The organism is Bradyrhizobium sp. BR13661 (assembly GCF_029892425.1).
In the GTDB taxonomy this organism is placed as follows: domain Bacteria; phylum Pseudomonadota; class Alphaproteobacteria; order Rhizobiales; family Xanthobacteraceae; genus Bradyrhizobium.
Window position 1 is genome coordinate 130,564 of the sequence record NZ_JARXWB010000011.1, and the last position, 12,685, is coordinate 143,248.

15 protein-coding genes are annotated in these 12,685 nt (G+C 63.3%); 8 read left to right on the top strand and 7 right to left on the bottom strand.

Annotated features, from left to right (window positions below; translation table 11 throughout):
* Positions 1-60 precede the first annotated feature (60 nt).
* The 3 genes from gloB (at position 61) to M2427_RS19610 (ending at position 2,122) form a co-directional block, all read left to right on the top strand.
* On the top strand, positions 61-828 hold the full coding sequence (gene gloB / locus M2427_RS19600; protein WP_280708191.1) for a hydroxyacylglutathione hydrolase: 768 nt from the start codon (positions 61-63) through the stop codon (positions 826-828).
* Between the two features lie 51 nt (positions 829-879).
* Complete coding sequence (locus M2427_RS19605) at positions 880-1,302, top strand: cupin domain-containing protein (RefSeq protein ID WP_280708192.1); 423 nt, start codon at positions 880-882, stop codon at positions 1,300-1,302.
* A 136-nt stretch (positions 1,303-1,438) separates the two neighbouring features.
* Positions 1,439-2,122: a flavin reductase family protein gene (locus M2427_RS19610; RefSeq protein WP_280708193.1), complete on the top strand. Its 684-nt coding sequence runs from the start codon at positions 1,439-1,441 to the stop codon at positions 2,120-2,122.
* Between the two features lie 7 nt (positions 2,123-2,129).
* On the opposite strand, the gene M2427_RS19615 is transcribed toward M2427_RS19610, so the two are convergent.
* The 3 genes from M2427_RS19615 to M2427_RS19625 form a co-directional block, all read right to left on the bottom strand.
* Positions 2,130-2,999, bottom strand: a complete 870-nt coding sequence (locus M2427_RS19615) for an EamA family transporter (RefSeq protein WP_280708195.1) — start codon at positions 2,997-2,999, stop codon at positions 2,130-2,132.
* Positions 3,000-3,100: 101 nt separating this feature from the next.
* Complete coding sequence (gene phbB / locus M2427_RS19620) at positions 3,101-3,826, bottom strand: acetoacetyl-CoA reductase (protein WP_280708196.1); 726 nt, start codon at positions 3,824-3,826, stop codon at positions 3,101-3,103.
* Positions 3,827-4,074: 248 nt separating this feature from the next.
* Positions 4,075-5,253, bottom strand: a complete 1,179-nt coding sequence (locus M2427_RS19625; protein WP_280708197.1) for an acetyl-CoA C-acetyltransferase — start codon at positions 5,251-5,253, stop codon at positions 4,075-4,077.
* A 292-nt stretch (positions 5,254-5,545) separates the two neighbouring features.
* On the opposite strand from M2427_RS19625, the gene phaR reads away from it, so the two are divergent.
* Positions 5,546-6,142, top strand: coding sequence for a polyhydroxyalkanoate synthesis repressor PhaR (phaR, locus tag M2427_RS19630; protein ID WP_280708198.1), 597 nt, complete (start codon positions 5,546-5,548; stop codon positions 6,140-6,142).
* 64 nt (positions 6,143-6,206) lie between these two features.
* The gene (locus M2427_RS19635; RefSeq protein WP_280708199.1) at positions 6,207-6,827 is read left to right on the top strand and encodes a class I SAM-dependent methyltransferase; all 621 of its coding nucleotides are present in this window, start codon (positions 6,207-6,209) and stop codon (positions 6,825-6,827) included.
* 16 nt (positions 6,828-6,843) lie between these two features.
* Here M2427_RS19635 and M2427_RS19640 read toward each other — a convergent pair whose 3' ends face one another.
* Complete coding sequence (locus M2427_RS19640) at positions 6,844-7,731, bottom strand: branched-chain amino acid aminotransferase (protein WP_280708201.1); 888 nt, start codon at positions 7,729-7,731, stop codon at positions 6,844-6,846.
* 146 nt (positions 7,732-7,877) lie between these two features.
* Between M2427_RS19640 and M2427_RS19645 the strand changes: the two genes are divergently transcribed.
* Complete coding sequence (locus M2427_RS19645; protein WP_280708202.1) at positions 7,878-8,813, top strand: alpha/beta hydrolase; 936 nt, start codon at positions 7,878-7,880, stop codon at positions 8,811-8,813.
* 9 nt (positions 8,814-8,822) lie between these two features.
* On the opposite strand, the gene M2427_RS19650 is transcribed toward M2427_RS19645, so the two are convergent.
* A complete protein-coding gene (locus tag M2427_RS19650; protein ID WP_280708203.1) occupies positions 8,823-9,071 on the bottom strand; it encodes a hypothetical protein in 249 nt (82 codons plus the stop codon).
* 208 nt (positions 9,072-9,279) lie between these two features.
* Between M2427_RS19650 and M2427_RS19655 the strand changes: the two genes are divergently transcribed.
* The gene (locus tag M2427_RS19655; protein WP_280708302.1) at positions 9,280-10,152 is read left to right on the top strand and encodes a hypothetical protein; all 873 of its coding nucleotides are present in this window, start codon (positions 9,280-9,282) and stop codon (positions 10,150-10,152) included.
* A gap of 6 nt (positions 10,153-10,158) precedes the next feature.
* Here the strand turns inward: M2427_RS19655 and M2427_RS19660 are convergent, their stop codons facing one another.
* Positions 10,159-10,719 (bottom strand): carboxymuconolactone decarboxylase family protein, encoded by a 561-nt coding sequence (locus M2427_RS19660; RefSeq protein ID WP_280708205.1) that lies wholly within the window; start codon positions 10,717-10,719, stop codon positions 10,159-10,161.
* A 140-nt stretch (positions 10,720-10,859) separates the two neighbouring features.
* Positions 10,860-11,324: an Lrp/AsnC ligand binding domain-containing protein gene (locus M2427_RS19665; protein WP_148755822.1), complete on the bottom strand. Its 465-nt coding sequence runs from the start codon at positions 11,322-11,324 to the stop codon at positions 10,860-10,862.
* Between the two features lie 159 nt (positions 11,325-11,483).
* Here M2427_RS19665 and M2427_RS19670 point away from each other — a divergent pair, with 159 nt between their 5' ends.
* Positions 11,484-12,500, top strand: a complete 1,017-nt coding sequence (locus M2427_RS19670) for a 1-aminocyclopropane-1-carboxylate deaminase (RefSeq protein ID WP_280708208.1) — start codon at positions 11,484-11,486, stop codon at positions 12,498-12,500.
* Positions 12,501-12,685: the final 185 nt, after the last annotated feature.

Here is a 12,685-nt window from a genome sequence, read left to right on the forward strand (position 1 = left end):
ATTGCCTGCGCAACGTTAACGCCATATTTGTCTGGCGGGGCTGAGCGCGATGGAGATGTCATGGCCGCCGAAATTCGTACTTTCACCTGTTTAAACGACAATTTCGGTTATCTGATCCACGATGTGGAAACCAAGGCAACCGCGTCGATCGACGCCCCGGAAGCCGGCCCCATCATCAAGGCGCTGGAGCGCGAGGGCTGGCAGCTCACCGACATCCTGATCACCCATCATCATGGCGATCATGTCGGCGGGGTCGCCGAGCTCAAGCAGAAATTCAATTGCCGCGTCGTCGCACCGCATGACAAGACGACCAAGATCGCCAATGTCGATCTGCGCGTCGCCAATGGCGACGTGGTCAAGGTCGGCACTCTGCTGGGGCGCGTGCTGGAAACGCCCGGCCACACGCTCGACCACGTCTCCTACGTGTTCGACACCGAGAAGACGCTGTTCGCCGCCGATACGCTGTTCTCGATCGGCTGCGGCCGCGTGTTCGAGGGCACTTACCCGATGATGTGGGACTCGCTGTTGAAGCTGCGGGCGCTGCCCGACGACTTCAAGCTCTATTGCGGTCACGAGTACACCGCGTCCAACGTCAAATTCGCGCTCACGGTGGATCCGGACAACGCGGCGCTGCAGGCGCGCGCGGCGGAGGTTGCCAGGCTGCGGGCGGAGAACAAGCCGACCATTCCCTCACTGCTAGGTGATGAGAAGCGAGCAAACGTGTTCCTGCGCGCTGATGAACCGGCGGTCGCAGCCAGGCTACACATGAAGGGTGCGGATGCCGCCGCAGTGTTCGGCGAGCTGCGCGAGCGCAAGAATAAGTCCTAGAGAATAAATCCTAGAGAACAAATCCCGAAGTATAAGTCCTGACGGGGATCGATGCCGACTGCAGCTGAAATCATTGCGCGCCTCGAACTCCGCCCGCATCCCGAGGGCGGCCACTATCGCGAAACCTTTCGCGACCAGACGACCGACGCCAATGGCCGGTCGCGTTCGACCCTCATTTATTTCCTGCTCGCGCGCGGCGAGCATTCGCACTGGCATCGCATCGATGCAGTCGAGACCTGGCACTTTTACGCCGGCAGCCCGCTGACGCTGCGCATCGCCCATGAAGGCTGCTCACAGCATGAAGTACGGCTCGGCACTGACCTTGTCAGCGGCGAGCGGCCGCAGGCGATCGTGCCGGCGGACGCCTGGCAGATGGCCGAGACCACCGGCGAGTGGACGCTCGTCGGCTGCACGGTGGCACCCGCATTCGAGTTCGCAAAGTTCGAGCTCGCGCCGAAGGGTTGGGAGCCTTAGAGAATCTCTTCCTGACGCGTTTTCTTCACGCGAACCGGTATCCACTTCGCTCGAGAACGCTCTGCCTATCTGGAATCGGGTGGGTTCGATCAGTTCGTCCCACTACGACTGCGCTTCCAATCAAGAGGAGCGCACGATGCACGGAACACTCGGCCCCGCTGCCGTCCAGATCGACCCCGCCATTTTGTATTTCGGAACACCAGTCGTTCTGATCGGATCGACCAACGAGGACGGCTCTCACAATCTCGCGCCGATGTCCTCGGCATGGTGGGTTGGATGGCGCTGCATGCTCGGGCTCGGCTCAAGCTCGAAAACCACCGAAAACATGATTCGCACCGGCGAATGCGTCCTCAATCTGCCATCGGCTCATCTTGTTGCCGCGGTCGATCGCCTCGCCCGCACCACGGGCTCGGATCCTGTGCCATCAGGCAAACTGTATCGCGGCTATCGGCATGAGCACGACAAGTTCGGCATCAGCGGCCTGACGGCATTGGCGAGCGAAACGGTCAGCGCCCCGCGCGCCGCCGAATGCCCGGTGCAGATGGAAGCCAAGGTGGCCTATGTGCATGAGATGGCCCAGGACGATGCGGTTTGGCGCGGCAACCTCACCGCAATCGAAGTCCGCATCACCCGCGTCCATGCGCATCCCGATATCATGATGGACGCCAAGCCGAACCGTATCGATCCCGACAAATGGCGACCGCTGATCATGAGCTTCCAGGAGTTCTATGCCTTGACGCCGCAACGGCTGCAGCGCTCCGAGCTCGGACAGATCCCGGAAGCGATGTACCGGCCGCCCGGCTGGCAGCCGGCGCTTTGAGGCGCCCTCACCGCTTCCGCAGCACCATGTCCTTTGCCGCGATCAGGCCGCCGCCGGCGATCAGGATCGCGGCAATGGCGATGTTGGCGCTGGCCTTTGCAAAGCCGGCGGCGATGAGGAAGCCGGTCGAGAGCAGCGGCGTCGCGTAGGAGGCGGCGCCGAGAACGCGGATGTCGCCGCGCTTCATGCCGATGTCCCAGGCGTAGAAGGCCGCACCGACCGGGCCGATGCCGAGCCCGATCACGGCAAGCCATTGCAACGCGGTCGCCGGCCACACGGTGGTTTCGAGCAGGCCATGCATCAGCGCAGCGAGCGCAGACGTGGCGAGGCAGAAGCCGGCAACCGCATCGGTCGGCACGGCCTTCAAGCGCCGCGACAGCACCGAATAGGTCGCCCAGACAAAGGCGGCGATGAAGGCCGCGATCAATCCCGGCACCGCGCCCGGTGCGAAGCCGGTGGTATTACCGGCGAACAGCAACACGGTGCCGACGAGACCGAGCACCGCGCCGACGATGTGATGCACGGCGAGCCGTTCGCCCGGCAGGAAGGACGAGAACAGCACGATCAGCAGCGGCCACATGTAATTGAGAAGACCGGCTTCGGCTGGCGGCGCAAAACGCAGCGCAAGGAAATACAGCGCGTGATAGCCGAACAAGCCGCCGACGCCGACGACCCACACGACCAGCGGCTGACGCAGGCTCTTCGCGGCATCGCTTCGGCCGATCCAGGTCAGCAGGCCGACGAGACCGCCGATCGCAAAGGTCATGGCGGCAAGCTGGAACGCCGGGATCTTTCCGGTTGCCACCGTCATCACTGACAACAGCGACCACATCAGGATCGCGGTCAATCCGATCAGTGTGGCGGTGCGCGGGGTCATGGATCACAAGGCTCTGAGGACGCTGATGCCCGGCACGAGGCCGGGCATTTGCGTCTTCACTATCGCCTTGTCGCGGCTGGCGCTACTGGCTTGAGGTCGTATCAGGCCTGATATTGGCCGCCGTTGATGGTCATGGTCGATCCCGTGATGAAGCCGGCTTCGTCGGCTGCCAGGAACACGACCGCGCGCGCGATTTCCTCGGGCTCGCCGAGGCGAGCGACAGGAATCTGCGGGATCACGTTCTTCTCCAGGACGTCCTTCGGCACCGCCTGCACCATTTCGGTGTTGATGTAGCCCGGGCAGATCGCGTTGACGGTGATGCCGCCCTTGGCGTTCTCGAGCGCGAGCGCCTTGGTGAAACCGATGTCGCCGGCCTTCGCTGCGGAATAGTTGACCTGGCCGAACTGCCCCTTCTGGCCGTTGATCGACGAGATCGAGATGATGCGGCCGAATTTGCGCGCGCGCATGCCCTCGATCACCTGGCGCGTCATGTTGAACAACGAGCCGAGATTGGTGTTGATGACGGCGTTCCACTGCTCGAGCGTCATCTTGTGGAAGGCGGTGTCGCGGGTGATGCCGGCATTGTTGACGAGCACCTCGATCGGACCGAGCTCGGCCTCGACCTTCTTCACGCCGTCGGCGCAGGCATCGAAGCTGCTGACGTCCCATTTGTAGACAGCGATACCGGTCTCGGCCTTGAACTTCTCCGCCGCGGCATCATTGCCCGCATAACTCGCCGCAACCTTGTAGCCGGCCGCCTTCAGCGCCTTGCTGATCGCAGCTCCAATGCCCCGAGTACCACCCGTCACCAATGCAACTCGTGCCATATCGTATTCCTTCCCTTGGACTCATCGGACGTTTCTGAGTGATGGTTTTTTAACGGTGGATTATGCGGCTGGTTTGACGGACATCAAGAACAAAACGCCCGGCGTTGAGCCGGGCGTTTGTATTTAGTCGAGGCTTGCGCGGTTGCGAAGAATATTTGATTTGCAACCGCTGCCTTTTTAATCGCGTGCAACGCACTCACTGATGTGTGCGGTGCACGCACAAAGTCCAAGTCAGTCGAGCGTCACCGTCAGTCGCGCGCCAGACACATCGCGATACCCATGCCGCCGCCGATGCACAGCGTCGCAAGGCCCTTCTTCGAATCACGCTTCTGCATTTCGTGCAGCAGCGTCACCAGCACACGCGCACCGGACGCACCGACCGGATGACCGATCGCGATCGCGCCGCCATTGACGTTGACCTTGGACGTATCCCAGCCAAGATCCTTGTTGACGGCGCAGGCCTGCGCCGCAAAAGCTTCGTTGGCCTCGATCAGGTCGAGATCGCCGACGCTCCAGCCGGCCTTCTTCAGCGCGGCGCGCGAGGCCGGGATCGGGCCCGAGCCCATGATCTTCGGATCGACGCCCGCCTGCGCCCAGGACACGATTCGCGCGAGCGGCTTCTTGCCTTCCTTGGCGGCTTGCTTGGCGGTCATCAGAACCACGGCGGCAGCGCCGTCATTGATGCCGGAGGCCGAGCCTGCGGTGACCGTGCCGTCCTTCTCGAAGGCAGGCTTGAGCTTGGCCATCGCGTCGAGCGTCGCACCGTGACGCGGATATTCGTCGGCGCTGACGACCACGTCGCCCTTGCGGGTCTTGATGGTGACGGGGACGATCTCGTCGTTGAACTTGCCGGCCTTCTGCGCGGCCTCGGCCTTCTGCTGCGAGTGGACAGCGAACTCGTCCTGCTGGGCGCGGGTGATCTGCCACTGCTTTGCGACGTTCTCGGCGGTATTGCCCATGTGGTAGCCGTTGAAGGCATCCCACAGGCCGTCCTTGATCATGGTGTCGATGAACTCGACCGCGCCCATCTTGACGCCGCCACGCAGGTACTGGGCGTGCGGAGCCATGCTCATCGATTCCTGGCCGCCGGCGACGACGATCTCGGAATCGCCGTTGAGCAGCGCCTGATAGCCGAGCGCCACGGTACGCAGGCCCGAGCCGCAAAGCTGGTTGACGCCCCAGGCCGGGCTCTCCACGGGAATGCCGGCCATGATCGAAGCCTGGCGGGCGGGATTCTGGCCCTGAGCCGCGGTCAGGATCTGACCCATGATGACTTCCGAGACCCGGCCGGGCTCGATGCCACCGCGCTCCAGCGCGGCCTTGATGGCGACGGCGCCGAGGTCGTGAGCGGGAAGGGTCGCGAAGGCTCCGTTGAAGCTTCCGACCGGGGTGCGGGCGGCGCTGACGATGACGACATCGTCTGACATGGGCATCTCCTGGGGCTTGAGGTTCTAAGAGGGGGCGGGCGGGCGCAGGAAAGGGCCCGTCAGTCTCGTCCGGCATCCTGTTAACGTCGTTGAGGCATGTCAATGCCGCACCGCATTCAAAATAGCGTTCCTGGCGCTTTCGCAAGCAAGTTTTTGCTGTGCAATTAACCGTGCCGCACAAAACGGTAGCGTGCCCCCGTTGAAAATGCTTACTTTGTTGCGTTGCGTACTCTTCCCGCCCTGCGGCATAGCCCGCCGGGCTCCCGTTCTCAGCGTTTGCAAGTGAGAGCCCATGGCGAAATCAGACCAACCCACCACGATCAAGAAATACGCGAACCGCCGGCTCTACAACACCGGAACGAGCACCTATGTCACGCTGGAAGACCTCGCCGCCATGGTCAAGGATGGCGAAGACTTCCTGGTCTACGACGCCAAGACCGGCGACGACATCACCCGCTCCGTGCTCGCCCAGATCATCTTCGAGCAGGAGAACAAGGCCGGCCAGAATCTGCTGCCCACCACCTTCCTGCGCCAGCTGATCCGCTTCTACGGCGACAGCATGCAGATGGTGGTGCCGAAATATCTGGAGCAGTCGATCGCGACGCTGACCCAGGAGCAGGAGAAGTTCCGCAAGCAAATCGCCAATACGCTCTCCGGCACGCCCTTCGCGCCGCTGGAAGAGCAGGTCCGCCGCAACATGGAGCTGTTCCAGCAGACCTTCTCGATGTTCAAGCCGTTTGCGCCCACCGCTGGCCGCCCGGCGGCCACCACGGAGCCGGAGCCCGATGCCAACGCCCCGGCGGCGACGGACAGCAACATCGAAGACCTGCGCCAGCAGATGAAGGACATGCAGGAGCGCCTCGAGCGCATGTCGAAGAAGGACGAGTAGGTCCTTCCGAAGATCGCGGCATCGCCATTTCGGCGCAGCCCTCCCGGCCAAGGCCGAAGCCGTGATGTCTGATCGCGCTACACACTGGCAAAATGTCTACGCCACCAAGGGCGAGGCCGAGGTCAGCTGGTTTCAGGACAGCCCGGCGACCTCGCTCGCGATGATTCGCGCGGCCAATCCGGATCATCACGCAGCCATTATTGACATTGGCGGCGGTGCGTCGCGGCTGGTCGATGCACTGCTCCAGGACGGATACCGGCATCTCACCGTCCTGGACCTCTCCGCCAACGCACTCGCGGCGACGAAGAGGCGGATCGGAGCGGCTGCGTCCACCGTCGACTGGATCGTCGCCGACGCCACCACGTGGGAGCCAGCAGAGAGCTACGATGTCTGGCACGATCGCGCGGCGTTTCACTTCCTGACGGATCCGCGCGACAGGGCGGCCTACGTCGAACGCCTGCGGTCGGCGGTTGCGCCGGGCGGGCACGTGATCATCGCGACGTTCGCGCCTGACGGTCCGGAGAAATGCAGCGGCCTTCCGGTGCAACGGCACGACAGCGCGAGCCTTGCAGCGGAGCTCGGGCCTGAATTCGAACTGGTCGAGACGCGGAGCGAGGTCCACCACACGCCCTGGCATTCGACGCAGGCGTTTCAGTTCAGCCGGTTTCGGCGGCACTCGCAATGACGGAGTGTGCGGCGGCCTACGCCGCCAGCTTCACCGCATGCGCAAAGTCCCAATAAAGCTTGCGCGCTTTCGTGTAGAGCGGGCCCGGCTTCAGCTCGCGCTGGTCGATGCGGATCACAGGCGCGACCTTGGCGAAATTGCCCGTTGAGAAGATCTCGTCGGCGGCGAGGAAATCCTGATAGCGCAGCGTCTTCTCGACCACGGTGACGCCGTCGGCGCGAAGCAGGCTAATGACGCGCTGGCGCGTGATGCCGTTGAGGAAGGTCCCGTTCGGCACCGGCGTGAAGACGACGCCGTCTTTGGCCATGAACACGTTGGAATTGCCGAACTCGGCAACATTGCCGAGCATGTCGAGCATCAGCGCGCTCTGGAAGCCGCGCGAGGCCGCTTCCGCGAGCGCGCGCGAATTGTTCGGATAGAGACAGGCGGCCTTGGCCTCGACCGGCGCGCATTCCGCGGTCGGCCTGCGGAACGGCGACAGCGTGATGGCGTTGCCTGTTGGCTTCGGCATCGGCGCTTCGTAGATGCACAGGCACCAATCGGTGGTTTCGGGGTCGAACAGCACGCCGCCGCCGGCACCGTTCTGCGCCCAATACATCGGGCGGATATAGAGTTCCGCATTCGGCGCGAAACGCGCAATGCCTTCCTTGACGAGCGTCATCCAGGTTCCGGCATCGACCACCGGCTTCAGGCCGAAATTGATCGCGGATTGATTCGCGCGGGCGACGTGGCGGTCGAGATCGGGCGCGACGCCTTCGAATGCGCGCGCACCGTCGAACACCACCGAGCCGAGCCAGGCCGCATGCGTGCGCGGTCCCATGATCGGCACGTTACCGTCGTGCCATTTGCCCTCGAAGAAGGTCCAACTGGGCGAATAGTCGATCGGCTTCTTGATCTCGGCCATGTGAGGCTTCCCCTCGAAAAATATCCGGGCACTATTGTCCCAATTTCTAAACGATTTGCTGCGGCAAAGCACCAACCCTCCTCATCCGAGGTAAGACAACGCCGTGCCAAAACCAGCTATAGTGTCGGCACGCCACGGAGTTTCACATGCCGCTCGATCCCCTCGCAAAGCGCCTGTTGACCATGATGGCTGCGGCTGCGCCGCAGGCGCGGAGCCGGCCGAGCGTCGAGGCACGACGGCAATCGCTGGCGAAGCTGATGCAATTCGCGCGCGCCGAGGCGCCCGGCGTAACGGCCTCCGACGGCACGCTACCCGGCCCCGGCGGAGGGCTGTCCTATCGCCTCTATTCGCCCGCATCGGCCACCGAGCACGCGCCGGGCTTCGTCTTCTTTCACGGCGGCGGGCTCGTGGCCGGAAGCATTGCGACCCATGACCGCATTGCCGCTGCGCTCGCGCATGCGACCGGCTGCCGTCTCGTCTCGATCGACTACCGGCTCGCTCCCGAGCACAAATATCCTGCCGCCGTCGACGACGCGATCGCAGCCACCGAATGGGTCGCGCGCGAAGCATCGTCACTCGGCATCGACGTCGAGCGTCTGGTGGTCGGCGGCGATTCCGCCGGCGCCACATTGGCGGCGATCGTGTGCCAGGAGGCCACGCAGAGCGCAGGTCTCTCCATTGTCGCACAATGCCTGATCTGCCCGGTGCTGGATTTCGAGGAAACTTCGCCTTCACGCGAGGCCTTCGCAGAGGGACACCTGATCGACCGCGGCACCATCGAGGCTGATCTCGCAGACTATTTGCCCCAGGGGCTGGATGCCGCGGATCCCCGCATCTCGCCGCTGCGCGCGACGCGGCTCTCAGGCCTGCCAACCGCGATCATCCATACCGCCGAGTTCGACCCGATGCGCGACGAAGGCAATGCCTATGCACGCAAGCTGCTCGCCGCGGGCGTCGCGGTCGAGCACGTCTGCCACGACGGCATGGTTCACAATTTCCACGCTATGGGCGCGATCCTGCCGCAGGCACAGCTTGTGCTGTCGCAGATCGGCGAACAGGTGCGGCGAGCGGTCAAGAAATAAGAGCGCAGATCAAGCTCGCGCGTCGAGCACGGCCCTGGCCGCCACGATATAATCGGGCCAATGCGCATCCGCATAAATTTCGGCCTGCTGCGCACAGGTGAGGTCGGGCGCATGCGCGGCCGCGATCATCCGCGCAAAGCGCTCTTCGGCGACCGTGGTGCCATCGGGAGCGGGCGTCGGGACAGCGGTGGCCGCGGCAGTCGGGGCCACAGCGAGTCCAGCCAGTCCGGCGAGGAGGATGCGGCGTGACGTGATCATGACTGTCGTCCTTCCATTGTCAGGCCTGCACTCTGGCCGGCGAGTGTGTCAGTGCTACCACGGCAAGGTAACCGGACACTTCCGCGTCGTCCATCGCTTGCGGATAGCGCTTGACCACGGGAACGATCACGTTCCATCTAACAACGGCTCCGCCATCAACGCGTCGGATTGTCACGTGTCCCATCGCAGCCAATCGTCCCGCTCAGCCTTGCGCGCTGTCGCGAAGGGATTGCTTTGCCTGACGATGTCGGCGGGTGCGGCCTTCGCCGCCGACGACGAGGAAGGCGCACCAGCAAAGCCTGATGTCCCGAACATCTATCTCGATCTTCGCACGACCTACGCGACGATTCCCGCAGGCACGCTCGGGCTCGGCTTTGGCGGTACGTCACTATCAGCCGCGTTCGAAGCGCTTGCGACGCGACGTGGCGTGACGTTGCCGAACGGCTTGCCGACCGCGAAATCGATTGCCGTCGACCTGCCGCTGACCGTCGACGTCAGCGATCGCGTGTCGCTCTATGGCGGCGTGTCAGGCTCGACGACGGATGTCGGCGGCGGCTGGTCGTCCTTCGACATCACCAGCTGGAACATCGGCGTGCAGGCGGACCTCTACCAGCAGAATGGCGGCAGGATTCCGACCATCACGCTGCAATCGACCTTGACCCAATCGGTGCCGAACGAACAGGGTATGACGACTTCGTTCAACCACGTCCTGGAGTTCGACTACGCGCTGGACGAGGACGAGACGCGCGGCTGGCTTGTCGGCGTGCAATACACTCACACCGACATCGCCAGCCAGCTCGCCCGGATCAAGCCGAACACGATCCTCTACGCCGGCGGCTATTACCAATGGCCGAGCAACTGGAAGTTCACGGGACGCCTGGGCGCACAGTCGTTCGGCGGCGCGCAGATCGCGGGCCGGACGCTCGCGGACTCCTTCACCCAGCCGATCCTGCGCCTCGACCTCGACCGCATGGACGACAACGACAACCGCCTGTTCGGCGTCACCGCGCAGATCGCGTGGATGCCGAAGCCGTCATATCAGGTGACGCTGCGCACGCCGCTCTACGCCGTGCGCAACTAGCAGCTTCTACTCCGGCACCGGCACGTCGAACGTGTTGAGCGTGACCGAGACCATGCAGTAAACGCCGACGAGATAGGACAGCTCGGCCGCGCCATGCTCGCCGAATTCCTTGACCGCAGCCCGATAGGTCAGCTCGGGCAGCACGCCGCCGCTCACAAGTGCAGACGCCATGTCGTAGGCAACTGCTTCCTGTTTTGTGAGATCGACGGGCCGTTGCCCGGCGACAATGGTCGCGAGCTTCTCGTCGGAGAGGCCGCGCTGCTCGGCGACCAGCACATGGGCATAGAGCTCGTAGCCGGAGCGGAAATGCGAACCGGTGACGAGGATCGCGACCTCGCGCACCGGTGCCGGCAACAACGGGTTCGACGCGATCGCCTTGACCAGCTCCCACACCGGCTTGCCGAAGCGCGGTTCACGGATCCAGGGATTCCAGGGGCCGAGCAGCGCGCCGTCGTCGCGCATGTTCACGAAGCCCTTGAAGTGGTCCTTGATGCCGGCCTGCATGTCGGCATAGAGCGGCTTCTGTTCGTCGCTGAGCTCTTTCGGATCGAGAATGGGAAGGCGCACGGCAGGGTCTCCTCATTGAGAAGAGATGACCGTCACCCGCGTACACGCGCAAGGCAAGTGAAGTTGCCGTGACGATCGTGCAATTTCGCAAGTGGCGGAACGAGTTCTTATAGTTCAAAGGCTCTAGAAAACGCTGTGGATCAGAACTCCAGCGGCGCGTTGTCGACGACCTCTTTCATCACGAAGAAAGTGCGGGTCTGCCGCACACCCGGCAGCGCGATCAGCTGCTCGCCATGGATGCGGTTGAAATCCTCCATGTCGCCGACGCGGATCTTGAGGAAGTAGTCGAAGTCGCCGGCGACGAGGTGGCAGTCGAGCACGAATTTCAGCCTGGCGATCGCCTGCTCGAAGGTGGCAAAGCTCTCCGGGGTCGAGCGGTCGAGCACGACGCCGACCATCACCAGCGTGCCCTTCGCCACCTTCTTCGGCGCCACCATGGCCCGGACAGCGGCGATAAAGCCGTCCTCGAACAGGCGCTGGGTGCGGCGGTGGCAGGTGGCTGGGCTGATCGCGACCGTTTCGGCCAGCTCGGCATTGCTGAGCCGGCCGTTATTCTGCAGCAATCTCAACATCTTGAGGTCGATACGATCGAGCCGCGCAGACATGGAAGAATCTTTCTCTAAAATAACAATTATCGGAAGAATTATCGGCAAAAACTGCATGTCTTGCAAGATATCGCGCAATATGGGCGCAATATTCGAGAGCACCTTTTTACAGCGCAATGCTAGCCACATCCCAGACACAACGCCAACAGGGATGCTCTTATGAACCTGGATAAATTCGCCCGCTATCCGCTCACCTTCGGCCCGACCCCCATCGAGAAGCTGGAGCGGCTGTCGAAGCATCTCGGCGGCAATGTCGAGATCTACGCCAAGCGCGAGGACTGCAATTCCGGCCTCGCCTATGGCGGCAACAAGCTGCGCAAGCTCGAATACATCATCCCTGATGCCATCGCCTCGAACGCCGACACGCTGGTCTCGATCGGCGGCGTGCAGTCCAACCACACCCGCATGATCGCCGCCGTCGCGGCCAAGATCGGCATGAAGTGCCGCCTGGTGCAGGAAGCCTGGGTGCCGCACGAGGACGCCGTCTACGACCGTGTCGGCAACATCATGCTCTCGCGCATCATGGGCGCCGACGTGCGCCTGGTCGACGACGGCTTCGACATCGGCATCCGCAAGAGCTGGGAGCAGGCGATCGAGGACGTGAAGGCTGCCGGCGGCAAGCCCTATGCGATCCCGGCGGGCGCCTCCGTGCACAAATATGGCGGGCTCGGCTATGTCGGTTTCGCCGAAGAGGTGCGTCAGCAAGAGGCCGCGCTCGGTTTCAAGTTCGACTACGTCATCGTCTGCACCGTCACCGGCTCGACCCATGGCGGCATGCTGGTCGGCTTCGCCGCCGATGGCCGCGCCCGCAAGGTGATCGGCATCGACGCGTCCTTCACGCCGGCGCAGACCAAAGCGCAGGTGCTCTCGATCGCGCAGAACACGGCAAAGCTGGTCGACCTCGGCGAGGACATCGTTGCGGACGACGTCGTGCTGATCGAGGACTACGCCTATCCCGCCTATGGCGTGCCGTCGGAAGAGACCAAGGAGGCGATCCGCCTCACCGCACGGTTGGAGGCGATGATCACCGACCCCGTCTATGAAGGCAAATCGATGCAGGGCCTGATCGACCTCGTGCAGAAGAACCATTTCGAGAAGGGCGCAAAGATTCTCTATGCCCATCTCGGCGGCGCACCGGCGTTGAACGGGTACGGTTACGCGTTCCGGAACGGTTGAGGTAGCGCGGCTCGAGCCTGTCCTCAGCTGTCGTCCCGGCGAAGGCCGGGACCCATACGCCGCAGCAGTGGTTGTGGGACGAGACGGTCATTGCCTGTCTTCGTCAAGCGATTGCTGCCGCGTATGGATCCCGGATCTGCGCTTCGCTTGTCCGGGATGACGTGTGGAGGGATTTGGGCTCGCCA